The following is a 24,613-nucleotide window of genomic DNA, read 5'->3' as shown; positions in this document are numbered from 1 at the left end:
ATAATTAGGCAATCTAGCACGATTGCCTTTGTTCATCCATGGGAATGGCCGCAAGCACCGGCTATTCTCCGATCACCAAGATGGAGCAGTGATCATGAACATCGAACTCAAACGCGGCAGTATCGAGATGACGGCGGCCATGCTGATCTCCGGAACCATCGGCTGGTTCGTGCTGATGTCGGGGCAGCCGGTGACGAGCGTGGTGTTCTGGCGCTGCGTCTTTGGGGCCTTCACTCTCGTGGCCATCGCCTGGGCGCTCGGGCTTCTCGAGCGTCGTCACTTCAGCCGCCGGATGCTGTTGCTCTCGGTTGCCGGCGGCATCGCGATCGTCGTCAACTGGCTGTTGCTCTTCGCCGCCTATTCCCATGCGTCGATCTCGATCGCTACCATGGTCTACAATACGCAACCCTTCATGCTGCTGGGCCTCGGCGCGCTGTTCCTCGGCGAGAAGATCACCGCCACCAAGATCTTCTGGCTAACCGTCTCCTTCGCCGGCATGCTGGCGATCGTCGCGGCCAAGCCCGGCCATGGCTTCGCCCCGGAAAGCTATCTGACCGGCATTGTGCTCGCGGTCGGTGCCGCCTTCTTCTATGCGATCGCAGCGATCACAGCGAAGCTGCTCAAGGGCACGCCGCCGCATCTGATCGCACTGGTGCAGGTGATCACCGGGACCGTGATGCTCGCGCCGATGGCGCTCGCCGCCCCCGCACCGTCAGGGGCCGCACAGTGGTCGATCCTCCTCACCCTCGGTGTCATCCACAGCGGGCTGATGTATGTGCTGCTCTATGGCGCGATCCAGCGGCTGCCGACGCATATGACCGGCGCGCTCTCCTTCATTTACCCGATCGCCGCCATCGTGGTGGACCGCGTCGCCTTCGGCCATCAATTGCAGCCGGTCCAGATCCTCGGCTCCGTGGCGATCCTCGTTGCCGCCGCCGGCATGAATCTCGGCTGGAAACTTCGCCTTCCCTCTTCTATCAAGCGGCAACGCGAAGGGAGCGCCGCATGATCACCTGCTACCTGAAATACGTCATCGATCCCTACAAGGCCGCCGAGTTCGAGCACTACGCCAAGCTCTGGATTCCGCTCGTCAATCGGCTGGGCGGCACGCATCACGGCTATTTCATGCCGCACGAGGGCGCAAACAACATCGCACTGGCTCTCTTCAGCTTTCCGAGCCTTGCGGCCTATGAAAGCTACCGCAAGGAAATGGCCGCGGATGCGGAGTGTCGGGAAGCCTTCGCCTATGCCGAGAAGACGCGCTGCATCGTCAGCTATGAGCGCAGCTTCATGCGGCCGGTTTTCGAATAATCCTCTGCGGAGAGAGCAAGCGCTGGCTCAACGCCGCGCCTCCGACGCCATGCTGAGCGCAAAGCCGAAGAGCGCCGTGCCCATGGCCCAGCGCTGGGCCGCCATGAACAGCGGCCGCCCCGCGAGGAAGGCGGCGATGCCGCTGGCGGCAAGTGCGATCATCGCATTGACAGAGACGCTGGTCACAATCTGGATCGAGCCGAACACCAGCGACTGGCCGAGCACGTTGCCAAGCTCCGGCCGGATGAACTGGGGCAGCAGCGAAAGATAGAGCACCGCCACCTTCGGATTGAGCAGGCTCGTCAGAAACCCCATGACGAAGAGCTTCTTCGGACCGTCCTCCGGCAGTTGGCGGACCTGAAAAGGCGACCGACCGCCCGGTCTGACCGCCTGCCAGGCGAGGTAAAGAAGGTAGCCGGCGCCTGCGAGACGCAGCACATCATAGGCGAAGGGCACGGCCAGAAGCAGCGCGGTGATGCCGAGCGCGGCAGAGACCATGTAGACGACGAAACCGAGTGCGACGCCGCCAAGCGAGATCAAGCCGGCGCCCGGCCCCTGGCTGATCGAGCGCGAGATCAGGTAGATCATGTTCGGCCCCGGCGTCAGCACCATGCCGAGTGCCAGCAGGGCAAAGCCGATGAGATCCTTCAATTCGGGCATGGAAACGCGCCTTTCGCTCGTTTTTCAGCAAGCTCTACCGATCCGGCGTCGAGGGGCAATGCCGGACTTGTCACCCGGTCAATTTTGCCGACCGGCGGGCACATTGGCCGCCGTTCCGTGATTTCCTTTTTTAGCGGTTTGCGTTAAAAGCCCGCACCACCATTGGAAGGAACGTCCATGACGCTCGCGGCCCTCATCGCCTATAGCGGTGCCCTTTTCATCGCGGCGGCCATCCCCGGTCCTGGCGTGACCGCGCTGGTCGCGCGGGCGCTCGGCTCCGGCTTTCGCGAAACCTTCTTCATGGGCCTCGGCGTGATCCTCGGCGACATGATCTATCTCACGGCTGTCGTCCTCGGGCTGGCGCTGATCGCGCAGACCTTCACCGCCATCTTCCTCGTGGTGAAGGTCGCCGGCGTGCTCTATCTCGGCTATATCGCCTGGAAGCTCTGGACCGCGGGGCTGCTGCCGGAGGACATCAAGGCAAAGCCATCGACGAATGCGGCAATGTCGTTCCTCTCCGGCCTGCTCGTCACCCTCGGCAACCCGAAGACGATGCTGTTCTATGTGGCGCTGGTGCCGACGCTGATCGACATTGCCGTGATCGGCCCACGCGACTATGGCCTGCTGCTGACGGCAACCTTCCTGGCGCTCTTGACGGTGCTGGTTCCCTACATGCTGCTCGCAGCGCGGGCGCGCTTGCTGCTCAAGCAACCCAAGGCGCTGAAGGCGCTGAACCGTGTTGCAGCCAGCGTGCTTGCGGGAACGGCCGCCTATATCGCGGTTCGCGCGGGCTGAAAGAACTTTTCCCGAACAACGACTTCGCCGGTGATTTTTCCTTCGGCAGGTCATCCTGTCGCGTTCGCCGTTCTGGAATTGGACGGCCGTTGTTCCTATGCTCAGAGACGAACAATCTACGCCCAAGGGAGAGCCTCATGTCCGACACACGCAAGCCCGGCCGCGGCCGCGTCTATTCCTCGATCACGGAAACGATCGGCGATACGCCCATCGTACGGCTGGACAAGCTTGCCAAGGAGAAGGGCGTGAAGGCGAACCTGCTCGCCAAGCTCGAATTCTTCAATCCGATCGCCTCGGTCAAGGACCGCATCGGCGTGGCGATGATCGAGAGCCTGGAAGCCCAGGGCAAGATCGTTCCCGGCCGCACGACCCTGATCGAACCGACCTCGGGCAACACCGGCATCGCGCTCGCCTTCGTCGCCGCTGCCAAGGGCTACAAGCTGATCCTCACCATGCCGGAGACCATGTCGGTCGAGCGGCGCAAGATGCTGGCGCTGCTCGGTGCCGAACTGGTGCTGACGGAAGGCGCAAAGGGCATGAAGGGCGCGATCGCCAAGGCACAGGAACTGGTCGAGACCCTGCCCGACGCGATCATCCCGCAGCAGTTCGAAAATCCGGCCAACCCGGAAATCCACCGCAAGACGACGGCCGAGGAGATCTGGAACGATACCGACGGCGCGGTCGACATCTTCGTGTCCGGTATCGGCACCGGCGGCACGATCACCGGCGCCGGCCAGGTGCTGAAGGCGCGCAAGCCGTCGATCAAGGTGATCGCCGTCGAGCCGGAGGAATCGCCGGTCCTGTCGGGAGGCAACCCCGGGCCGCACAAGATCCAGGGTATCGGCGCAGGCTTTGCCCCGGCGATCCTCGACACCACGGTTTATGACGAGATCGTCACGGTCAACAGCGCGGAGGCGATCGAGGCCGCTCGCCTCGTCGCCAGGCTCGAAGGCGTGCCGGTCGGCATCTCCGCCGGCGCGGCGCTCACCGCCGCGATCGAGGTTGGCCAGCGCGAGGAAAACGCCGGCAAGACCATCGTCGTCATCATCCCGTCCTTTGCCGAACGCTACCTCTCGACGGCACTGTTCGAGGGCCTCGGCGGCTGATCGGCCTGCGTCTCCGGTCAAAGGGCGCCGCGGGGCGCCCTTTCCTTGTTCCCCGATCGAACAGCGATGTCGCGTCAGGCTCCCTGCTCCGTAAAGCCCGCAAGGTTGGCGAGTGTCGAGCCCAGGCCGGCGCCGTGAAACACATGGATCGGGTACCGCAGAGCCGACCGTCCGCTATGCTGCCGCTTGCAGCCTTTCGCCGGCGATGCGATAGGAAATCGCTTCGGCCAGATGAATGCGCCCGACCGTTACGGCACCGTCGAGATCGGCGAGCGTGCGCGCAACCTTCAGCACACGATGGTAGCCGCGGGCGGAGAATTTCATCTTTTCGGCGGCGTCCCTGAGGAGCTGCAGGCCGGCCGCGTCGGGCTCGGCGATTTTCTCGATCATCGACGTCGATGAGCGGGCATTGCTCGTCAGTTCCGCATGGCCAAGGCCGGCGAAGCGGTCGATCTGCAAGGCCCGGGCGCGGGCAACCCGGCGGGCCACGACCTCGCTGCTTTCGGCGGCCGCCGGCTTCAGGAGATCGGCGGCGCTGACGGCCGGAACGTCGATGCGGATATCGATGCGATCCATCAGCGGACCGGAGATGCGCGCCTGGTAGTCGGCCATGCAGCGGGGGCCACGGGCGCAGGTGCGGCCGGGCTCACCGGCCATGCCGCAGCGGCAGGGGTTCATGGCGGCGACGAGCTGGATCGCGGCGGGATAGCTGACGCGATGATTGGCGCGGGCGATGATGCATTCGGCCGTTTCGAGCGGCTGGCGGAGCGCATCCAGCACCTGCGGCGAGAACTCCGGAAACTCGTCGAGGAACAGCACGCCATGGTGGGCGAGCGACGCCTCGCCGGGTCTGGCACGCAAGCCGCCGCCAACCATGGCGGCCATGGTGGCGGAGTGATGCGGCGTGCGGAACGGCCGCCGGTCCGAAAGTTTGCCGCCCGGCAATTGCCCGGCGATCGAATGGATCATCGACACTTCGAGAAGCTCCGCCGGATTGAGTGGCGGCAGGATCGAGGGCAGGCGTGCCGCGAGCATCGACTTGCCCGATCCGGGTGGGCCGACCATCAGCAGATTGTGGTTGCCGGCGGCCGCCACCTCGAGCGCCCGCTTGGCGCTCTCCTGGCCCTTGATGTCGGCGAGATCGGGCAGGTCGGCGGCCCCGGAGCGGATCGCCGCTTGAGGCCGCGAAAGCACCTGCGTGCCGCGGAAATGGTTGGCGATCGCGATCAGGCTGCGAGGCGCGAGAATATCGATGTCGGCCCCGGCCCAGGCGGCCTCCGCCCCGCTTTCGGCTGGGCAGATCAGCCCCTTGCCGAGCGCATTGGCGCCGATCGCTGCCGGCAGCGCGCCGGCGACCGCGGCGATGGTGCCATCGAGATTGAGCTCACCGATCACGACATAGGGTGCCAGAGCATCGCCGGGAATGGCGCCGAGCGCCGCCATCAAGCCTAGTGCGATCGCCAGATCGAAGTGGCTGCCTTCCTTGGGCAGATCGGCAGGTGCGAGATTGACGGTGACGCGCTTGGCCGGCAACGCCAGACCGGAAGCATGAAGCGCCGCCTGCACCCGCTCACGGCTTTCGGCGACCGCCTTGTCCGGCAGGCCGACGATCTGCATGCCGACCTTGCCCGGCGCTACCATCACCTGAACGTCGACCGGCAGACCCTCGATACCCTGAAATGCGACCGTGCTGACACGCGCGACCATGATTATCCCCTCGCCCGGGCAGCCCATATTCATGGGCGCCGCAACCGCCTTGGGTTGCAAGACGGAGCCTTGCACGGTTCACGCACAAAAACAAGAACAATTACAGAACATCTGACGACAGGAGGCCGCTCACTGTAGTCGACAAGGACGCACGAGCGAGCGGCCGCGGGCAGAGCCGCGGCAATCGCTATTGGCCGGAAGTACTCTACAGCGCCGCGCGTCTTAGCAGACGCGCAAAGATCGAGGTCGATTCAAGGAGACACGCAGTAGGAAGAGCGCCGGATCAGGCGCGCTTGCGCTCGATCGCGTCCCAGAGCAGGCTCGCTATGTCTGCACCGCCGAATTTCTTCACTTCGCGGATGCCGGTCGGCGAGGTCACGTTGATCTCGGTCATATAGTCGCCGATGACGTCGATGCCGACGAAGAGGAAGCCGCGGGCTTTGAGCGCAGGCGCGATACGGGCGCAGATTTCCTTTTCGCGGGCCGTCAGTTCGGTCGGCTCGGGGCGGCCGCCGGCATGCATGTTGGAGCGGGCGTCGTGCTCGGCCGGAACGCGATTGATGGCGCCGACCGGCTCGCCATCGACGAGCAGGATGCGCTTGTCGCCCTTGCGCACCGCCGGCAGGTATTCCTGGGCAATGAAGGGCTCGCGGAACATCTGGCCGAACATTTCGAGCAGCGACGACAGGTTGCGGTCGTCACGGGTCGAGTGGAAAACGCCAGCACCGCCATTGCCGTAGAGCGGCTTCAGGATGATATCGCCCATCTCCTGGCGGAAGCTTGCGATCTCGGCGGGGTCGCGGGTGATCAGCGTCTTCGGCATCAGGTCGGCGAATTCGGTGACGAAGATCTTCTCCGGCGAGTTGCGCACCCAGGCCGGATCGTTGACGACCAGCGTCTTCGGATGCAGGCGCTCCAGAAGGTGGGTCGAAGTGATGTAGGCCATGTCGAAGGGCGGGTCCTGACGGAGCAGGATGACGTCCATGGTCGAAAGATCGACGCGTTCGGCCTCGCCAAGTGTGAAGTGGTCGCCCTTGACGTCGCGCAGTGTCATCTGCTGAACGCTTGCATAGACCTTACCGTCGCGCAGCGACAGTTTCTCGGGCGTGTAGTGGAAGAGGCGATAGCCGCGCGACTGTGCCTCGAGGCTCATCGCAAAGGTGGAATCACCTGCAATGTTGATGCCTGACACATGGTCCATCTGGACCCCGACATTGACGATTTTCGCCATCTTCCCGTCCCCATTGCATCACGGAAACCCGCGATCGATTTCAAACCGCCAGAGCGGAGTGGCCGCGGAAATCGCGCGCCATTCTACTCTGGAAAAGTCCGCAACATGTAGAATGTGGGCGGGCCTTAGGCAAGGCGAGGCGGAGCTATTCGAAGCCTTCGACGAGGGAGGTGATGAGATCGTGATCCGAGAGCGGCCGACCGGACTGATCGAGCGAGGGAATGATCCTGCTTTCGCCGATCTTCAGCCCCCGCGAAAGGAACCAGTCGAGCTTCATCGCAGCTCCGGCCAGCGGGTGATCAGGCTTCCTCTCCACCGGATTTCGGATGGCTGTGGACCAGTGACCGTCAATGACAGGCTGGTTACCCTTTTGTGTCGGAACGATTACAAATTCGGGAATATGCTCCAAGACGGAGTTCTGGCGGAGCACCGCGATCATTTTCCCTGATCCCGCCTCGGTTCAGAAGGCATCCGGCAGATGCCGCGGCCAGCCCCACGGCGTCACCGTGACGATGTCGTAACGCACTGAAAGCCTGTTGTAATCCGGTTGTTTGGCCAGCCAGAGATCGCTCGCCGCGCGAATGCGCCTTTGCGCCGTGGCCGTCACCGCGAAGACACCGGCTTCGGCCGAGCGGCGCGCCTTGACCTCGACGCAGGCAATGAGGTCGCCGCGCCGGGCGATGATGTCGATCTCGCCGAGCTTGGTGCGATGGCGCATGGCGACGATGCGGTAACCCTTGAGCAACAGGCAGAGCGCCGCGCGATACTCGGCGAGGTATCCGCGCCTCAGCGCCTTCAGTCTCCGCCGATCACCCGCATCAGTCGCCATGGCGCTCCTTCAATTGCAGCAGGCGGTCATAGAGTTCCCTGCGCGGCAGGCCTGTCTGGCGGGCAGCTTCAGTCGCCGCCTTGCCGGCCGGCATGTCGGCGACGAGGCTTAGCAGCAGCGCGTCGACATCGGCCGGTTCCGGCTCGGGTGCCGTATCCGGCGGACCGATGACGAGCACGATCTCGCCTTTGACGGCACCTGCCTCCTCATAATGGGCGGCAAGCTCGCCGAGCGTGCCGCGGCGAAACTCCTCGAAGGTCTTGGTGAGCTCGCGGCAGACGGCAGCCCGTCTCCCCTCTCCGAGCACCTCGGCCGCGGCCGCTGCCGTCGCGGCAATCCGGTGCGGCGATTCAAAGAACATGATCGTCGCCGGCACCGTCGCGAATTCCTTGAGGCGATCGCGCTTCGCCTTATCCTTGGTCGGCAGGAAACCGGCAAAGAGGAAGGCGTCGTTCGGCAGTCCGGAGCCGACGAGGGCGGCGAGCGGCGCCGAGGCACCGGGGATCGGCACGACGCGGTGTCCCGCCTCGATCGCAAGCTGGGCCAGGCGGTAACCGGGATCGGAAACCAACGGCGTACCGGCATCGGAGACGAGTGCGACCGATCGCCCTTCGGCGAGCGCTGCCAGCAACCGTGGCCCGACCTCGTCGGCATTGTGTTCGTGGTACGCGTAAGGCCGGTTCACGACGCCGTAGCGGTCGAGCAGCACGCGCGTGACCCGCGTGTCCTCGCAGGCGAGCACATCGGCGCCGGCGAGCGTTTCCAGCGCCCGCAGCGTGATATCGCCGAGATTGCCGATCGGGGTTGCCACCAGATAGAGCGCGGCATCGAGCGGACGGGCCGGGACGCAGACATTGTGGAGGCGATAGCTGCGCTCTCTCTGCCCGCCCGATGGTTCCGATGTCTTCTGTTTTTCCACCTGCAACGTCCTGATCGTGCCCGCCGAAGCGCTGTACTCAAGTTTATGATTTCGGATCGGGTCGGCCTGAAATCATAAACGTGATCGTTTCTCGTAAGTTAGAGCGAGATGCGGGCGGAAAGCCGCAAACACCATTCCGCATCTCGCTCTGGTCTCGCCTTTATGAGCGAGCCGGCATGTCGGAGCAAGGGCACGAGGGCGGGGCAGCGCGCCGCACCTGGGGACAGAAGCCCTCAAACCCCTTGCTTTCCGGGCGCTGTTTCTGCCATTTTGCCGGTCCACATCTTTCCGGTCGGTCGGCCGGGACACTCGCAGTTGACGCTCAGGCGGGCGCCTCGTCCGCCGGGCAATGGTTGAAAGCGGCATCCCATGCGCATTACTCTCGAGCGGTCCAACCTCCTGAAATCGCTGAACCACGTACACCGCGTGGTCGAGCGGCGAAACACGATCCCGATCCTCTCGAACGTGCTCCTGCGTTCCGACGGCGCGAGCCTGGAAATGAAGGCGACCGACCTCGACCTCGAAATCACCGAGGCGACGCCGGCGCAGGTGGAACAGTCGGGCGCGACCACGGTGCCGGCGCATCTGCTCTACGACATCGTGCGCAAGCTGCCCGACGGTTCGGAGGTGCTGCTCGCCACCAATGCCGAGGGCACGGCAATGACCGTTGCCTCGGGCCGTTCGAAATTCTCGCTGCAGTGCCTGCCGCAGTCCGACTTCCCGGATCTCACCGCCGGCAGCTTCTCGCACTCCTTCCGCCTCAAGGCGACCGACCTCAAGATGTTGATCGATCGCACCCAGTTTGCGATCTCGACCGAGGAAACCCGCTACTATCTCAACGGTATCTTCATGCACACCGTCGAGAGCAAGGGCGAACTGAAGCTGCGCGCTGTCGCCACCGACGGCCACCGTCTGGCCCGCGCCGACGTGGAGGCGCCGTCCGGCTCCGAGGGCATGCCGGGCATCATCATCCCGCGCAAGACCGTCAGCGAATTGCAGAAGCTGCTCGACAATCCGGACCTCGTCGTCACCGTCGAAGTGTCCGATGCCAAGATCCGCCTGACCATCGGCTCGATCGTCATGACCTCGAAGCTGATCGACGGCACCTTCCCGGACTACCAGCGCGTGATCCCGGCCAACAACGACAAGGAACTGCGCGTCGATTGCCAGTCCTTCGCCCAGGCCGTCGACCGCGTCTCGACGATCTCGTCCGAACGCGGCCGCGCCGTCAAGCTGGCGCTGAGCGAGGGCCAGATGACGCTGACGGTCAACAATCCGGATTCCGGCAGTGCTACCGAAGAACTGCCCGTCGGTTACGAACACGACCCACTCGAAATCGGCTTCAACGCCAAGTACCTGCTGGACATCACCTCGCAGCTGACCGGCACCGATGCGATCTTCATGCTGGCCGATCCGGGCTCGCCGACGCTCGTTCGCGATCTTGCTGCCGAAGACGCGCTTTACGTGCTCATGCCAATGCGCGTGTAACCAGGCCTGACGTGGTGCGAATGCCAACCCGTCACGCCTGCGCGTGACGGGTTTTTTATTGGTCGATCCATCCGGCGGCTGTTGATAAGCGGACGCTTTCAGGCGCAGATAGACTTGTTTTTGCCGCAGATGGGGACACATTATTGTTGCCGCCGCCGCGACCGGCTCGAATCAGCGAGCGAGGATCAATCGCGGGCGGCCGTATGAGGAGAGGACGACGGTTTTGAGGGGTTCAATGAATTTGCGCGTGAAGGTGAAGGAACGGCTCGGACGGAAGTTCGACGAGGAAATTCGCTTTTTCAAGGGATGGATGAGCAATGCCAAGGCTGTCGGCGCAATCCTGCCGACCTCTTCCGTTACCGCGCGCCGCATGGCGAGCGTCATCAATCCCGCTTCGGGCCTGCCGGTTCTGGAGCTGGGCCCGGGCACCGGCGTCATTACCAAGGCAATTCTGGAACGCGGCCTGCCCGCATCGAGCCTGGTCTCGGTCGAATATTCCACCGACTTCTATAACCAGCTCAAGGCCAACTTCGCCGGCGTCAACTTTGTCAATGGCGACGCCTTCGATCTGGAACATACGCTCGGCGAACTGAAGGGGCAGACGTTCGACAGCGTCGTCTCGGCGGTGCCGCTTCTGAACTTTCCGATGCACCGGCGCGTCGAACTGATCGAGGATCTGCTGTCACGCATCCCGGCCGGCCGGCCGGTCGTGCAGATTTCCTACGGGCCGCTGTCGCCCGTCGTCGCCATGCCGGACCGCTACAGCATCCAGCACCTCGACTTCGTCGTGCGCAACATCCCGCCGGCTCAGCTTTGGGTCTATCGTCGGGCACACTGACGGAATGTTCGGCGTCTACGTCACCCATCCGCAGGTCCAGATCGATCCAGACGTGCCCGTTCCGCAATGGGGACTTTCCTCGGTTGGCCGCGAGCGCGCGGCCAGGACCGCGACCTTGCCCTGGGTGCGTTCGCTCGGCAGGATCGTCTCGAGTGACGAGACCAAGGCGATCGAGACGGCGCAACGGCTTGCCGATGCGGCTGGGCTGACGGTCGAAATCCACCACGAGATGGGCGAGAACGACCGCTCCGCCACCGGCTTCCTGCCGCCGCCGGAATTCGAGGCGGCGGCCGACTGGTTCTTCGCCCATCCGACGGAAAGCTTTAAGGGCTGGGAGCGCGCGATCGACGCCCAGGCCCGCATATCGGATGCAGTCTTGCGTGTTCTCGACAATCACGATCCCAAGATTCCGATCGCCTTCGTCGGCCACGGCGGCGTCGGCACCCTCTTGAAGTGCCGGCTGCTCGGCGCACCGATTGCCCGCAGTTCCGACCAGAAGGGCGGTGGCGGCGGCAACGTCTTCGCTTTCCGCCTTGCGGATCGCGCCGTCGCATGCGACTGGACCGCCATGGAAAACTGGCAGGGGATCTAGACGATGACCGAAACCGCGCGCGACAGACTGATCGTAGGCCTCGACCTTCCGACGATCGCCGATGCCGAGAGGATCGTGTCGACGCTCGGGGACGAGGTCTCCTTCTACAAGATCGGTTATCAGTTGGTCTTTGCCGGCGGGCTCGAATTCGCGCGCGACCTTGCCAAGAGCGGCAAGAAGGTCTTCCTCGACATGAAGCTGCTCGACATCGACAACACGGTTGCCAAGGGCGTCGAGAACATCGTCAAGATGGGCATGTCGATGCTGACCCTGCACGCCTATCCGAAGGCGATGAAGGCGGCCGTCGAGGCTGCCAGGGGTTCCGACCTCTGCCTGCTCGGCGTCACCGTGCTCACCTCGATGGACGAGCAGGACGTGATCGATGCCGGTTATGAGTACGATCCGCATACGCTGGTGCTGCGCCGGGCCGAACAGGCGCGCGCGGCCGGCATGGGCGGCATCGTCTGCTCGGCCGAGGAATCCGCCGCGGTGCGCAAGATCATCGGGCCGGACATGGCGCTGGTCACCCCGGGGATCCGCCCGGCCGGCGCCGACAAGGGCGACCAGAAGCGGGTGATGACGCCCGCCGAAGCGCTGAAGGCCGGATCCAGCCATCTCGTCGTCGCGCGCCCAATCGTCGCAGCCGCCGAACCGCTTGCCGCCGCCCGCGCCATTCTGGCGGAGATGGACGGGGCTCTCCCGCGCTGAGACGGGCAGTCTTCCTGACGCCGAAGCGATCCCATGTTGAGCCGCTTGACCTCGACCAAAATTTGCCGGAAGTAACTGCCGTCGGCCCCGGTGCCGAAAGACGAGGAGCTCAACATGGCCAAGGGATACTGGATCGCACGGGTCGATGTCCGCGACCCCGAGCGCTACAAGGATTATGTGGCGGCAGCAAAGCCGGCCTTCGAGAAATACGGCGCGAATTTTCTCGCGCGCGGCGGCGAACATCATCGCCTCGAGGGCGGCGTTCGTGCGCGCAACGTCGTCATCGAATTTCCGTCGCTGCAGGCAGCGGTCGATTGTTACAACTCGCCCGAATATCAGATTGCCGCTGCGATCCGCCAGGAAGTCGCCGACGCGGAGATGGTCGTCGTCGAAGGCATCTGACGGCCCGGCATCCCCATCTTCCTATAGGTCCTGCAAGCCGCGTGGATTGGCCTTCACCTCTCGCGGCTGTTGGGCTATGTAGCAATCAATTCTTTCCTCTGCGATCAGGAGTGCGTTTCCCATGACCTTGTCCAACCTTCCGCCGCTGGTGACGATTTTCGGCGGATCCGGGTTCGTCGGCCGTCATGTCGTGCGCGCGCTTGCCAAGCGCGGCTACCGCATTCGTGTTGCCGTTCGCCGGCCGGACCTTGCCGGCCACCTGCAGCCGCTCGGCAATGTCGGCCAGATCTCCTTCGTCCAGGCGAACCTGCGTTATCGCAAATCCGTCGACCGCGCCGTCGAAGGCGCCGACCACGTCATCAACTGCGTCGGCGTGCTGTTTGAAAGCGGCCGCAACACCTTTGACGCCGTCCAGGATTTCGGCGCGCGCGCCGTGGCGGAAGCGGCGCGCAGCGTCGGCGCGACGCTGACGCACATTTCGGCAATCGGCGCGGACGCTTCCTCGCCGTCGCAATATGCCCGCAGCAAGGGTCGCGCCGAGGCGGCGATCCTGGAAACGAAGCCTGACGCGATCATCCTGCGTCCTTCGATCATCTTCGGACCCGAGGACGGCTTCTTCAACAAGTTCGCCAGCATGGCCCGTTCTTCGCCGATCCTGCCGCTGATCGGTGGTGGTCACACCAAATTCCAGCCGGTCTACGTGACCGACGTGGCCGAGGCCGTCGCGCGCGCCGTCGACGGCAAGATCGCCAAGGGCAAGATCTATGAGCTCGGCGGCCCGGATGTCTTAAGCTTCCGCGACTGTCTTGAGATCATGCTGAACACGATCGACCGCAAGCGTACGCTGGTGTCGCTGCCCTTCGGCGTTGCGTCCCTTGTCGGCAGCATCGCATCGATGGTCCCCTTCGTCACGCCGCCGCTCACGGCGGACCAGGTGGTGTTGCTGAAATCCGACAATGTCGTCTCGGCAAAGGCGGTTTCGGAGGGACGCACGCTCGCCGGCATCGGCATCGAGCCGACCATGCTGGAATCGATCCTGCCGACCTATCTGGTGCGCTATCGCCCGCAGGGCCAGTACACCCGCAGCGGCCGCGCCGCCTGATCGCTGCGAAGCCCATCTTCTTTTGAACGGCCGCCGGCACCCGCCGGCGGCCGTTTGCTGTGGTATCCGGGCAACAGCGTTGCAGTTCTGCCGCAGTTAATAAAGCGAATGGCATTTACCGCAAATTCAACATGTCCTGATATTGATCATGTCATATCCAGCGACTAAACACCGCCTCGCGCCCCGATCGCAAGGCACGGCGGGCGGCAGCAGCAATCTCGAAAGGCATAGCGTCCATGGGCAAGTCGATCGCAATCTTTTTTGCGTCTGCGGCACTGATCATTCTGGCTGGCTCATTCATCGCGCCGAACACGGTCGCGAGCAGCGGCAAGGATTGCGCGCCGGCCTATGGCGTCGATCCGTGCACGACGGCATCGATCGATCTTTCCGGCCACTAAGGCCGGCGCCCTTCAGATCACGCAATTCCGGACGGAAGGCCGCTTCGCGCTTTTTCCCGGAATTGCTGCGAGGGGCATATTTAGAGTTATTGGCGGGGGCCAGTAGCCGCGTGCGTTTCACCTTGAGACGCACGCGGCTTAGTTTTTGAGACCCGGTCAGAGATCAAGGAAAACTGAGGCCAAAGAAAAAGGCGCGTCCGAGAACGCGCCTTCGTTTGGGGATCGTTGATCCCGGTTCAGCCAAGCAGCCAGAGGCCGATCAGGCCGGCCGTGCCGACGAGGATGCGCCAGATGGCGAACGGCGTGAAGCCGCGCCGCGAGACGAAGTCCAAGAGCGAACGCACGACGAAGATGCCGGCAACGAAAGCCGCGATGAAGCCGACGGCGATCAGCGTGAAATCATCGAAGGAAAGCGCGTCGCGGTTCTTGTAAAGATCCAGCGTGAAAGCGCCGACCATGGTCGGCATCGCCAGGAAGAACGAGAACTCCGCGGCCGAGCGCTTGTCCGTCCCCATCAGCAGGGCGCCAGCGATCGTGGCGCCGGAGCGCGAAGTACCGGGGATCATCGCCAGGCACTGAAACAGGCCGATCTTCAGCGCCAGCGACGGCGGATAGTCCATCACGTCGGTATAGCGCGGCTTCAGCGGCAGATGGTCGATCGCATAGAGGATGACACCGCCGACGATCAGCACGACGCAGATCAGGGCAGGTGTCTCGAACAGCACCGCCTTGATGAAATCATGGGCGATTGCACCGATGACGGCCGCCGGCAGGAAGGCGATCAGAACGGACAGGACGAAGCGGCGCGCCTTGATGCTCGTCGGCAGCGCCAGCGCGATCGACAGAAGCTTCTGGAAATAGACGAGCAGGATCGCCAGAATGGCGCCGAGCTGGATGAGGACGGCGAAGGTGTTACCCGGCGACTTGAAGCCGAGAAAGTGGCCGGCGAGAAGGACGTGCGCCGTCGACGAGACGGGGATGAACTCCGTCAAGCCCTCGATGAGCCCGAGGACGAGCGCGCTGATGATCGATTGATCCGCCATATATGAGATTTTCCTGACAAGTTTTGGAGTGGGAGGAAAAGGCTGATTCGCTTGTGTTTACCACCACAAATTTCTATAGCTCTATCACAGGAGCCGTGGCCAGACGCTTGCGCCGCCACGCTGACGCCCCCTGCAAAAAGCCGACGCCCCCTGCAAAAAGACTCTGAGAAGCAAGATCATCGATGCCGACACTGTATCATCACCCCATGTCCGCCGCTTCACGGTTCGTACGCCTTATCCTCTCGGAATATGGCTATCAGACGGAATTGTCCGAGGAGCAGCCCTGGGAGAACCGGCGCGACTTCCTGGCCTTGAATCCGGCCGGGACGTTACCGGTCTATGTTGACGACAGTATGAGAGCACTTTGTGGCGCCACGATCATCTCGGAATATCTCGACGAGACGAACGGCATCATGAAGCGGGATCGTCGGCTTCTGGCGGAAGACCCGTTCCAGCGCGCGGAAATCCGCCGCCTTGTCGAGTGGTTCCTGCAGAAGATGGAAGCGGACGTCACCCGGCCGCTGGTGCGCGAGCGGATCTTCAAGCTGCAGATGACGCCGGACCAGGGTGGCGGTGCGCCCGACAGCAAGATCCTGCGCACCTCGCGCGCCAATATCCGCCAGCATATGAAGTATCTCTCCTGGCTCGCGGGTTCGCGCACCTGGCTTGCCGGCGACCGCATCTCCTATGCAGACCTCGCGGCGGCTGCGACGGTGTCCGTGCTCGACTATCTCGGCGAGATCGACTGGTCGGATGCCCCGACCGCCAAGGAGTGGTACCAGCGGCTGAAGTCCCGCCCCTCCTTCCGCCCGCTGCTTTCCGAGCGCGTGCGCGGCGTAACCCCGGTTCCGCATTATGCGGACCTCGACTTCTGAGGCTGAAACCGTGCCCGGCATCGCTGCCAAGGCTGACAGTGGGGATAGACGGCGGCTGAAGCTGACCGAATTCCTGAAGGCCGAGGCGGCAGACAAGGGCTTCGATCTCTGTCGCATCACCCGGCCGGACGCCATTCCCGAGGCGCCGGCACGGCTGCAGGACTTCCTCGACGACGGCTTCCACGGAACGATGGACTGGCTCGCCGAAACTGCCGCGCGACGCTCCGACCCGCGAACGCTCTGGAGCGACGTGCGCTCGGTCGTGATGTTCGCGATGAATTACGGGCCGGAAGAGGATCCGCGCGGAATTCTCGAAAAGACCGATCTCGGCGCGATCTCGGTCTACGCCCAGAATCGCGACTATCACGACATCATCAAGGGCAAGCTCAAGGAAGTCGCGACGCGGTTTGCCGCGCGCGCCGGCGAGGACGTCAAGGTCTTTGTCGACACCGCCCCGGTGATGGAGAAACCACTCTCGGAAAAGGCCGGCCTCGGCTGGCAGGGCAAGCACACCAATCTCGTCAGTCGCGAATTCGGCTCCTGGCTGTTTCTCGGCAGCCTGTTCACCACCGCGGAACTCATCATCGACGAGCCGGAGCGCGACCATTGCGGCTCCTGCCGCGCCTGCCTCGATGCCTGCCCGACCGGCGCTTTCCCCGCACCCTATCAGATCGACGCGCGGCGCTGCATTTCCTACCTGACGATCGAGCACAAGGGGCCGATCGACCCGGAACTGCGGCCGCTGATGGGCAACCGTATCTATGGCTGCGACGACTGTCTCGCCGTCTGTCCCTGGAACAAGTTCGCCCAGGCGGCTTCCGAAATGAAGCTGAAGGCGCGCGAGGATCTGAAGGCCCCGTCGCTGGAAACCTTGCTCGACCTCGACGACCCGACCTTCCGCAGCCTGTTCTCGGGCTCGCCGGTCAAGCGCATCGGCCGCGATCGTTTCGTGCGCAACGTGCTGATCGCGGCCGGCAACTCCGGCGATCCGGCGCTTGCGCCCGCGGTCAAGGCACGCATCGATGATCCCTCGCCTGTGGTACGGGCGATGGCGGTCTGGGCCCTGTCACGATTGGTCGCGCCGGCAGCGCTTGCAGAATTTGCCGAACAATGCGAGCCAGAGACGGACGAAGACGTCCTCAACGAATGGCAGATGGCGGGAGTGAGCCGATGCATGTCCTGATCCTTGGCGCCGGCTACTCCGGTACGGCAATCGCGCAGGCCATGGCTCCGGCGGCGGCAAGCGTTGTCGGCACGACCCGCACCGCGGAGAAGGCGGTGAAGCTTGAAAGGGCCGGAATCCATCCGATCCTGTTCGATGGAGAAACGATCTCCGACGAACTCGCAGCCGCGCTTGGCCAGGCGACGCACCTGGTCCAGTCGATCGCGCCCGGCCGCGACGGCGATCCGATGTTCCGCGCTTCCAGCCCGGATCTCGCGCAACTGGCTCCGAACCTCACGTGGATCGGCTATCTGTCGACGGTCGGCGTCTATGGCGACCATGGCGGGGCATGGGTCACCGAGGACATGCTGCGCAAACCGGTTTCGGCGCGCTCGGTCGAGCGGGTGGAAGCGGAAGACGGCTGGATCGCCTTCGGCGCCAGGCAGACCATCCCGGTCGCGGTGCTCAGACTTGCGGGCATATACGGCCCGGGACGCAATGCCTTCTGCAATCTCGCAAACGGCACGGCCCGACGCCTGATCAAGCCGGGGCAGGTGTTCAACCGCATCCGCGTCGAGGACATCGGCGCGGCGACCTTGTTCCTCGCCAGCAACGGTACGAGCGGCGTCTTCAACATTACCGACAACGAGCCGGCGCCGCCGCAGGACGTTGTGGCCGAAGCCGCGCGGCTGATGGGTGTGGAGCCGCCACCGGAGATCCCGTTTGAACAGGCGGAACTCTCGCCAATGGCCCGCTCCTTCTATGGCGAGAACAAGCGCGTTTCGAACGCCCGCATGCGCGCCACCGGCTTCGAGTTCGCGTATCCCGATTATCGCGTTTCGCTTGCGCAGCTCTGGCAATCCGGCGCGTGGCGCAACGCCTGAAACGCAACGCGGCGTTCAATCAACAACATAATCCCAAATGCTTATAGAAAGCCGATAGTCTGTTCATCAGTAATGGCGATGGAAACGCCGCCCGAATTGTGACATTCTCTGGATATTCCTTCGATACTTGATGAATTAAATACAACCTAGGCGCTAGTGTAGAATTTTCGACCATCCGGATTCCGGAATTTTCGTCCAATTCGAAATTTTTAATGAATTTTTTCGTTTACCACCGAGTTGCGCCTGCGTGCGGAAGGCCGACAGCGTTCAACCGCTGATTCCAAAGAACTTCCCGACTTCATTTAAACTATTTCAAACGATCTTCGTTTTTGAATTTTCGTCCTTTTTTAATAATTCCTAATAGAACGTAAATGGTTGAAGCACGGTTTTGCCATTTTTCGCCCCAATTAGCGTTTCTCAGAAGATTTTTACCAATCGTTTGACCAGGGGGATCGCCAGTTTGACGCCAGCGAAGATCAAGGCGGCTGCCGCTGCAGCGCTGTTCACGACCGCTATCGGTCTCGTTTCCGTTTCCGATAGCCATGCAGCCGGCGCCGGCTGCGGCGGCGCATCCTGGTATGCGCTGAGTTCCAGGACCGCCTCCGGCGAGCGCATGAATGCGGCACACCTGACCGCCGCCCACCGCAGCCTGAAATTCGGAACCAAAGTTCAGGTCACCAACAAACGCAACGGCAAGAGCGTGATCGTTCGCATCAACGATCGTGGGCCATTTATTCGCGGACGCGTCATGGATCTTTCCAAGGCCGCGGCCTCGCAGATCGGCATGGTACGCTCCGGCACCGCCAGCGTCTGTTATCGCGTCGTCAATTCCTGATCTTGAAATACTGCCGTCCGACCAATCGTCGGGTGGGTTTACTTGAGAAAGACCGTTCTTAAGCGGTTAATCTTCTCCGCCGTCTTGCTCTTCGATGCCATCGCCGCTACCACGGCGAAAAAGGAGTTGATCGAAGATGCGTTTGGGCGGCAGGCTCGCTGGAGCCATTGAGGTTCTTGAGGATATCGAAAAGCGGAAGCGCCCGGTCGCCGACGCGCTCAAGGATTGGGGCCTTTCCCATCGCTTCGCCGGATCCGGCGATCGCTCCGCGATCGGCAACATCGTCTACGACGCCCTTCGCATGAAACTCTCGCACGCCTATCTGATGGACAGCGACAGCGCCGCAGCACTCGGTCATGCCGTCATGTACCGCCAATGGGGCTTCACCCCGGAAGCGCTCGCCGCCGAACTCGACGGCGATAGGTTCGCACCGGAAGCCCCTTCCGCCGAGCGCATGCAGGCCTTCACGACGCGACGTCTCGAAGACGCGCCGGCCTATGTCCAGGGCGATATCCCCGAATGGGTTCAGGCCTCCTTCGAGGAAAACTTCTCCGACGACTGGCTCGAGGAAGCCAAGGCGCTCGCCGGCCGACCGACGCTCGACCTGCGCGCCAATACGCTGAAAGCCTCGCGCGCCAAGGTGCTGAAAGCGCTGGAGCGCAGCGGTGCGGAACCGGCGACGATCGCCCGCAACGGCATTCGCATTCCCGCCGGAGAAGGCGCCTCGCGCCTGCCGAACGTGACGGCGGAACTTTCCTTTCAGAAGGGTTGGTTCGAAGTCCAGGACGAGGGCTCGCAGATCGTTGCCGATCTCGCCTTTCCCCAGGAAGGCGAACAGGTGCTCGACTATTGCGCCGGCGGCGGCGGCAAGACGCTCGCCATGTCGGCGGCGATGAACAACAAGGGCCAGGTGCACGCCTACGACACCGACCGCAAGCGCCTCGCCCCGATCATCGAGCGGCTGAAGCGCGCTGGCACCCGCAATGTCCAGGTGCATGAATCGACCGAAAGCCTGGCGCCGCTCGCCGGCCGCTTCGACCGCGTGCTGGTCGATGCGCCCTGCACCGGCACCGGCACCTGGCGCCGGCGGCCGGACACCAAGTGGCGGCTCAACCAGAAGAACCTCGAAGAGCGCATCTCCCAGCAGGAGGAAGCGCTGGCAAGTGCTGCCCAGTTCGTCCGGCCGGGCGGCCACCTCATCTATGTCACCTGCTCGGTACTGCCTGAGGAAAACGAAGCCCAGGTCTACGGCTTCTGCGAAGACAATCCGGAATTCGAGATCCTCTCGGCTGCCGACATCTGGGCGACGCTCTTCGGGACCGACAAGCCGCAGCCCTGGTCGGCCGACATGAAGACGGTGACGCTGACGCCCGCTTCCACCGGCACGGACGGCTTCTTCTTCTGCCTGATGCAACGCAAGGGCTGAGCCCTTCGCCGGCCACCGAACGCCCGGCATCAGATTGAAAGGTTCTAAACTATACACTTTGACACAAGTTTGCTTTTGGTTCATGAGAGGCGGGCCCGGCCGGGGCCTTTTCTCATGGCCCGACGCCTGAACGACACCCGTGTCTGCGGGCTCGCTCGGCTGCGCCGAAGGAAGCAACAGGAGAGGGTCATGACCAAGAAATTCATCCGTGGCGCCGCGCTGGCGTTGATGACGGCAACGTCGGCGCTGGCCCTGCAGCCGGCCCACGCCGCCACCGATGCCGCCGCCGTGGTGAAGCATTACACCGCTGTCGCCCATGCCAAGTTCGAAGATGCGCTGACGACGGCCGAGGCACTCGACAAGGCAGTCGACGCGCTGATCGCGACGCCGAGCGAAGAAACGCTGAAGGCAGCGCGCGACGCCTGGCTCAAGGCCCGCAATCCCTATCAGGAAACCGAAGTCTACCGTTTCGGCAACGCGATCGTCGACGAGTGGGAAGGCAAGATCAACGCCTGGCCGCTCGACGAGGGCCTGATCGACTATGTCGATCCGAGCTACGGCAGCGAGAGCGACGAGAACGCTCTCTTCACCGCCAACGTCATCGCCAACAAGACGATCAAGATCGACGGCAAGGACGTCGATGCCAGCAACATCACGCCGGAATTCCTGGCGGGCACGCTGCAGGAAGCCGGCGGCATCGAGGCTAACGTCGCGACCGGCTACCATGCGATCGAGTTCCTGCTGTGGGGCCAGGACCTGAACGGCACCAAGGCCGGCGCCGGAAACCGCCCCTATACGGACTACGACCCCAAGGCCTGCACCGGCGGCAATTGCGACCGCCGCGCCGCCTATCTGAAGGCCGCGACCGAGCTGCTCGTTTCCGACCTCAAGGAAATGGTCGCCAACTGGACACCGGACGGTGCTGCGACCAAGGCCGTCGAGGCCGATCCGAAGGCCGGCCTCGTCGCCATCCTCACCGGCATGGGCTCGCTCTCCTATGGCGAGCTTGCCGGCGAGCGCATGAAGCTCGGCCTGCTCTTGCATGATCCGGAAGAAGAGCACGACTGCTTCTCCGACAACACGCACAACTCCCACCTTCATGACGCGATCGGCATCCAGTCGGCCTATACGGGCGAATACACCCGCGTCGACGGTACGAAGATGACGGGCGCCTCGCTCTCCGAACTCGTCGCCGCCAAGGATGCGGCTCTCGACAAGGAAATGACGGCCAATCTCGCCACCACGGTCGAGAAGATGCAGGCGATGGCGAAGCGGGCGGAAACGACCGAGGCCTACGACCAGATGATCGGCGAAGGCAATGCCGAGGGCAACGCCACGGTTCAGGCGGCGATCGACGGTCTGATCGCCCAGGCGAAGACCGTGCAGCGCGTCATTGCGTCGCTGGATCTCGGCACGATCGAGCTTGAAGGTTCGGACAGCCTGGACAATCCTAACGCCGTCTTCCAATAAGCTGAAAAGGCGGGCCGCCCGGCATAGGTGCGGCCCGATCCTCCGTAGATGAAACCTGGCGTCCCCGGCCTCTTCGCGCTTCTTCTCGTTCAAGCGCTTTCTACGGCCCTGCCCGCTCTTGGCGGCGACGGTCTTCCGACCGAACGCACCGATCTCGACAGCAAGGACCGCGCCCGCGTCGAAGCGGTGACGCGGCCGACGACGGATTTCTCCAAGGCAGAGACCTTCGAGGCGATGTCCGGGGGTGCAGCGACTTCGATCGCGCCCGTCAACGCCGACAGTTTCTCGCAGTTCTCGGCCAATCTCACGTTCCAGGAGGAAGAGGGCTTCAAGCTCGGCAATGCGCTCTTCCGCAAGCTCTGGGTTTCCTCACCCTCCTCGACCCAAGCGTCCGACGGGCTCGGTCCGCTCTACAACGCCCGCGCCTGCCAGAGCTGTCACCTGAAGGACGGGCGCGGCCGCCCGCCCGAAGGCTCCACCGATACGACTTCGATGTTCTTCCGCCTGGCGCGCCCGCCGCGCGACGACGAGGAACGTCGGCTGCTCGAAGCCCTTAAGGTCGTCAATTTTCCGGATCCGGTCTATGGCGCCCAGCTTCAGGACAGCGCCGTGCCCGGGCTTACGGCCGAGGGCCGCCTGAAGGTCAGCTACACCGAGGAGCCCTTCACCTTTGCCGACGGCGAGACCGTGTCGCTGCGCAAGCCGAGCTATTCCATTGCCGACCTCGCCTACGGGCCACTCGATCCGGCGACGACGCTTTCGCCACGCGTGGCCCAGCCGATGATCGGGCTCGGCCTGATCGAGGCGATCCACGAGGCCGATATCCTGGCGCTGGCCGATCCCGACGACGCCGAGGGCGACGGAATCAGCGGCCGGCCGGCGCTGACGCGCGATGCCAGGAGCGGCAAGCCGATGCTCGGACGTTTCGGCTGGAAGGCGCAGAACGCAACCGTGCGGCAACAGAGCGCCGACGCTTTCGCCACCGATATCGGCATCTCCTCCCCTGACGCCGACCGGCCGCATGGCGACTGCACCGCGGCGCAGGCAAAATGTCTTGCCATGCCGACCGGCGAGCAGGCGCGTCTCGGACCGACAGAAGCTCCGGACCCGGTGCTCGATCTCGTTTCCTTCTACTCCAAGAACCTCGCCGTGCCGGCGCGACGCAAGGCGAGCTTCGCCGAGACGCTCCGCGGCAAGAAGGTCTTCTACGATCTCGGCTGCACGAGCTGCCACACGCCGAAATTCGTCACCCGCCGCGATGCGGACAACAAGGCGCAATCGTTCCAGCTCATCTGGCCCTATTCCGATTTCCTGCTGCACGACATGGGCGAGGAGCTTGCGGATGGTCAGCAGGTCGGTATCGCCAGCGGCCGCGAATGGCGCACGCCACCGCTTTGGGGCATCGGCTTGACGAAGACCGTCAGCGGGCACACCTTCCTGCTGCACGACGGACGCGCCCGCAATTTCACCGAAGCGATCCTCTGGCACGGCGGCGAAGGGCGAAAGGCCCGCGACGCTTTCGCCGCCCTTGCCGCGAGCGATCGCCGCGATCTCCTTGCCTTCCTGGAGTCACTCTGATGTCCCCTACGCATATGCTCACCCTCGCATTCTCCCTGGCGCTGACGACCGCATTGCCGGCAATGGCCCAGGAAGGGAGCGCGCTCTCGCCGCGCGTCGTCAACGAGGCCGCCATCCCGACCGTCATGGCCAAGGCCGTCGACGCGTTCATCGTTCCCGGCTATCGCAACCTCACGGAAAAGACCGCCGCCGCAAGGCAAGCGACAGCCAAGCTCTGCGCGGCGCCGTCGCAACCGGCACTCAAGAGCGCACAGAGTGCGTTCTCCGATCTGGTTGGCGCCTGGTCGGCGATCGAGGTCGTGAGGCTTGGCCCGGCTCTCGAACAAAACCGGTTCGAACGCTTCCTGTTCTACCCCGATCGCAAGAGCACCGGGCTGAAGCAAGTGCAGGCGATCCTTGCGAAAGAGGATGAAAGCGCAACGGACGAAGCCAAGCTCAAGGGCAAGAGCGTCGCAGCCCAGGGATTGGGCGCGCTCGAATACGTGCTCTATGGCACCGGCGCCGAGGCGCTTTCGAGCAAGGCGGGGAACTTCCGCTGCCGCTACGGCCTGGCGATCACCGCGAATCTCGACACGATCGCCGGCGAGTTCCTGGCGGCGTGGCAGAAGCCGGACGGCATCCAGGCGGCCTGGAAACATCCGGGCCCGGACAATCCCGAGTTCCGCGACAGCCGCGAGGCGGCCACCGAGCTGCTCGGCATTCTCGTCCACGGAGTCGAGACGGTGAAGGACCAGCGGCTGAAACCGTTCTACGAAGGCAAGGACGACAAGGGCCACCCGAAGCTTGCGATCTACTGGCGCTCCGGCAACACCATGGCCTCGATCGCCGGGAATGTCCGTGGCCTCAAGACACTGTTCGACGTTGCCGACATGCAAAGTCTGCTGCCGGAAGACAGCCGCTCCGTCGCAGGCTCGGCCGACTTCGTGTTCAAGTCGGTGATCGGCGCGGCCGGGAACATCGATGGACCGATCGACGCGGCCCTTGCCGATGACAACAAGCGCGGCAAGCTCGCCTTCCTGTCGCTCAACACCAACGACCTTCTCGACCGCCTCAACAAGGATTTCGGCGGCGCGATCGGACTTGGCGCCGGCTTCTCCTTTGCCGACGGCGACTGACCAAAACCCCGCTCGGACAGGGTGTTGACAATTCCGGCTTTTAGGCGCAAAGCGCTTTTCGTGTCCGCTTTCGCGGGCACGTTTCACCACAAGGACCAACTCACAATGAACCCCGACAGTCGAAGTCGAGCCTTCACGC

General features: G+C 63.6%; 26 protein-coding genes. 19 read left to right on the top strand and 7 right to left on the bottom strand.

Annotation, left to right across the window (positions count from 1 at the left end; genetic code table 11):
- Window positions 1-94 precede the first annotated feature (94 nt).
- Both ACQ5BM_RS11235 and ACQ5BM_RS11230 read left to right on the top strand, forming a co-directional pair.
- Window positions 95-1,009, top strand: a complete 915-nt coding sequence (locus ACQ5BM_RS11235; RefSeq protein WP_429810897.1) for a DMT family transporter — start codon at window positions 95-97, stop codon at window positions 1,007-1,009.
- Window positions 1,006-1,311 carry an NIPSNAP family protein gene (locus ACQ5BM_RS11230; RefSeq protein WP_429810895.1) on the top strand — a complete coding sequence of 102 codons (306 nt, stop codon included), beginning with the start codon at window positions 1,006-1,008 and terminating at the stop codon, window positions 1,309-1,311. The genes ACQ5BM_RS11235 and ACQ5BM_RS11230 overlap by 4 nt, the downstream gene beginning before the upstream one ends.
- A gap of 27 nt (window positions 1,312-1,338) precedes the next feature.
- Here ACQ5BM_RS11230 and ACQ5BM_RS11225 read toward each other — a convergent pair whose 3' ends face one another.
- Window positions 1,339-1,971: a LysE family translocator gene (locus ACQ5BM_RS11225; protein ID WP_429810893.1), complete on the bottom strand. Its 633-nt coding sequence runs from the start codon at window positions 1,969-1,971 to the stop codon at window positions 1,339-1,341.
- 177 nt (window positions 1,972-2,148) lie between these two features.
- Between ACQ5BM_RS11225 and ACQ5BM_RS11220 the strand changes: the two genes are divergently transcribed.
- Both ACQ5BM_RS11220 and cysK read left to right on the top strand, forming a co-directional pair.
- Window positions 2,149-2,766 carry a LysE family translocator gene (locus ACQ5BM_RS11220; RefSeq protein ID WP_429810891.1) on the top strand — a complete coding sequence of 206 codons (618 nt, stop codon included), beginning with the start codon at window positions 2,149-2,151 and terminating at the stop codon, window positions 2,764-2,766.
- Window positions 2,767-2,903: 137 nt separating this feature from the next.
- The gene (cysK, locus tag ACQ5BM_RS11215; protein WP_429810889.1) at window positions 2,904-3,872 is read left to right on the top strand and encodes a cysteine synthase A; all 969 of its coding nucleotides are present in this window, start codon (window positions 2,904-2,906) and stop codon (window positions 3,870-3,872) included.
- 174 nt (window positions 3,873-4,046) lie between these two features.
- Here the strand turns inward: cysK and ACQ5BM_RS11210 are convergent, their stop codons facing one another.
- The 5 genes from ACQ5BM_RS11210 to rsmI all read right to left on the bottom strand — a co-directional run bounded on the left by ACQ5BM_RS11210 (window position 4,047) and on the right by rsmI (window position 8,558).
- Complete coding sequence (locus tag ACQ5BM_RS11210; RefSeq protein WP_429810887.1) at window positions 4,047-5,579, bottom strand: YifB family Mg chelatase-like AAA ATPase; 1,533 nt, start codon at window positions 5,577-5,579, stop codon at window positions 4,047-4,049.
- A 283-nt stretch (window positions 5,580-5,862) separates the two neighbouring features.
- A complete protein-coding gene (gshB, locus tag ACQ5BM_RS11205; protein ID WP_429810885.1) occupies window positions 5,863-6,810 on the bottom strand; it encodes a glutathione synthase in 948 nt (315 codons plus the stop codon).
- Between the two features lie 145 nt (window positions 6,811-6,955).
- Window positions 6,956-7,249 (bottom strand): hypothetical protein, encoded by a 294-nt coding sequence (locus ACQ5BM_RS11200; protein WP_429810883.1) that lies wholly within the window; start codon window positions 7,247-7,249, stop codon window positions 6,956-6,958.
- Between the two features lie 21 nt (window positions 7,250-7,270).
- On the bottom strand, window positions 7,271-7,639 hold the full coding sequence (locus tag ACQ5BM_RS11195) for a YraN family protein (protein WP_429810881.1): 369 nt from the start codon (window positions 7,637-7,639) through the stop codon (window positions 7,271-7,273).
- Window positions 7,629-8,558 carry a 16S rRNA (cytidine(1402)-2'-O)-methyltransferase gene (rsmI, locus tag ACQ5BM_RS11190; protein WP_429810879.1) on the bottom strand — a complete coding sequence of 310 codons (930 nt, stop codon included), beginning with the start codon at window positions 8,556-8,558 and terminating at the stop codon, window positions 7,629-7,631. The genes ACQ5BM_RS11195 and rsmI overlap by 11 nt, the downstream gene beginning before the upstream one ends.
- A gap of 369 nt (window positions 8,559-8,927) precedes the next feature.
- On the opposite strand from rsmI, the gene dnaN reads away from it, so the two are divergent.
- The 7 genes from dnaN (at window position 8,928) to ACQ5BM_RS11155 (ending at window position 14,086) form a co-directional block, all read left to right on the top strand.
- On the top strand, window positions 8,928-10,046 hold the full coding sequence (dnaN, locus tag ACQ5BM_RS11185; RefSeq protein ID WP_173515276.1) for a DNA polymerase III subunit beta: 1,119 nt from the start codon (window positions 8,928-8,930) through the stop codon (window positions 10,044-10,046).
- 235 nt (window positions 10,047-10,281) lie between these two features.
- Entirely contained in the window at window positions 10,282-10,884 is a 603-nt protein-coding gene (gene pmtA, locus ACQ5BM_RS11180) for a phospholipid N-methyltransferase PmtA (RefSeq protein WP_429810876.1), read from the top strand.
- Between the two features lie 4 nt (window positions 10,885-10,888).
- Window positions 10,889-11,476, top strand: coding sequence for a histidine phosphatase family protein (locus ACQ5BM_RS11175; protein WP_429810874.1), 588 nt, complete (start codon window positions 10,889-10,891; stop codon window positions 11,474-11,476).
- A gap of 3 nt (window positions 11,477-11,479) precedes the next feature.
- Window positions 11,480-12,184 (top strand): orotidine-5'-phosphate decarboxylase, encoded by a 705-nt coding sequence (pyrF, locus tag ACQ5BM_RS11170; protein WP_429810872.1) that lies wholly within the window; start codon window positions 11,480-11,482, stop codon window positions 12,182-12,184.
- Window positions 12,185-12,298: 114 nt separating this feature from the next.
- Window positions 12,299-12,586 carry a DUF1330 domain-containing protein gene (locus tag ACQ5BM_RS11165; protein WP_247960856.1) on the top strand — a complete coding sequence of 96 codons (288 nt, stop codon included), beginning with the start codon at window positions 12,299-12,301 and terminating at the stop codon, window positions 12,584-12,586.
- Between the two features lie 121 nt (window positions 12,587-12,707).
- Entirely contained in the window at window positions 12,708-13,688 is a 981-nt protein-coding gene (locus ACQ5BM_RS11160; protein WP_429810870.1) for a complex I NDUFA9 subunit family protein, read from the top strand.
- Window positions 13,689-13,924: 236 nt separating this feature from the next.
- Entirely contained in the window at window positions 13,925-14,086 is a 162-nt protein-coding gene (locus ACQ5BM_RS11155) for a hypothetical protein (RefSeq protein WP_173515271.1), read from the top strand.
- A 236-nt stretch (window positions 14,087-14,322) separates the two neighbouring features.
- On the opposite strand, the gene ACQ5BM_RS11150 is transcribed toward ACQ5BM_RS11155, so the two are convergent.
- On the bottom strand, window positions 14,323-15,129 hold the full coding sequence (locus tag ACQ5BM_RS11150; protein WP_429810867.1) for an undecaprenyl-diphosphate phosphatase: 807 nt from the start codon (window positions 15,127-15,129) through the stop codon (window positions 14,323-14,325).
- A gap of 182 nt (window positions 15,130-15,311) precedes the next feature.
- Here ACQ5BM_RS11150 and ACQ5BM_RS11145 point away from each other — a divergent pair, with 182 nt between their 5' ends.
- The 8 genes from ACQ5BM_RS11145 (at window position 15,312) to ACQ5BM_RS11110 (ending at window position 24,474) form a co-directional block, all read left to right on the top strand.
- Window positions 15,312-16,004, top strand: a complete 693-nt coding sequence (locus tag ACQ5BM_RS11145; RefSeq protein ID WP_173515269.1) for a glutathione S-transferase family protein — start codon at window positions 15,312-15,314, stop codon at window positions 16,002-16,004.
- Window positions 15,985-17,187: a tRNA epoxyqueuosine(34) reductase QueG gene (queG, locus tag ACQ5BM_RS11140; RefSeq protein WP_429810865.1), complete on the top strand. Its 1,203-nt coding sequence runs from the start codon at window positions 15,985-15,987 to the stop codon at window positions 17,185-17,187. The genes ACQ5BM_RS11145 and queG overlap by 20 nt, the downstream gene beginning before the upstream one ends.
- The gene (locus tag ACQ5BM_RS11135; RefSeq protein WP_429810863.1) at window positions 17,175-18,050 is read left to right on the top strand and encodes an SDR family oxidoreductase; all 876 of its coding nucleotides are present in this window, start codon (window positions 17,175-17,177) and stop codon (window positions 18,048-18,050) included. The genes queG and ACQ5BM_RS11135 overlap by 13 nt, the downstream gene beginning before the upstream one ends.
- A gap of 460 nt (window positions 18,051-18,510) precedes the next feature.
- Window positions 18,511-18,885 carry a septal ring lytic transglycosylase RlpA family protein gene (locus ACQ5BM_RS11130; protein WP_429810861.1) on the top strand — a complete coding sequence of 125 codons (375 nt, stop codon included), beginning with the start codon at window positions 18,511-18,513 and terminating at the stop codon, window positions 18,883-18,885.
- A 136-nt stretch (window positions 18,886-19,021) separates the two neighbouring features.
- Window positions 19,022-20,311, top strand: a complete 1,290-nt coding sequence (locus tag ACQ5BM_RS11125) for an RsmB/NOP family class I SAM-dependent RNA methyltransferase (RefSeq protein ID WP_429810859.1) — start codon at window positions 19,022-19,024, stop codon at window positions 20,309-20,311.
- Window positions 20,312-20,500: 189 nt separating this feature from the next.
- Window positions 20,501-21,781 carry an imelysin family protein gene (locus ACQ5BM_RS11120; protein WP_429810857.1) on the top strand — a complete coding sequence of 427 codons (1,281 nt, stop codon included), beginning with the start codon at window positions 20,501-20,503 and terminating at the stop codon, window positions 21,779-21,781.
- Window positions 21,782-21,829: 48 nt separating this feature from the next.
- Entirely contained in the window at window positions 21,830-23,359 is a 1,530-nt protein-coding gene (locus ACQ5BM_RS11115; RefSeq protein ID WP_429810855.1) for a di-heme oxidoredictase family protein, read from the top strand.
- Window positions 23,356-24,474, top strand: a complete 1,119-nt coding sequence (locus tag ACQ5BM_RS11110) for an imelysin family protein (protein WP_429811157.1) — start codon at window positions 23,356-23,358, stop codon at window positions 24,472-24,474. Before ACQ5BM_RS11115 ends, ACQ5BM_RS11110 begins: the two co-directional genes overlap by 4 nt.
- The last annotated feature ends 139 nt before the right edge of the window (window positions 24,475-24,613 follow it).

Origin of the sequence: Ensifer sp. B1-9 (assembly GCF_050474445.1) — a bacterium.
Classification (GTDB): Bacteria; Pseudomonadota; Alphaproteobacteria; order Rhizobiales; family Rhizobiaceae; genus Ensifer.
Note: the sequence above shows the minus strand (reverse complement) of the source record. Positions and strands in the feature narration are given on the sequence as shown.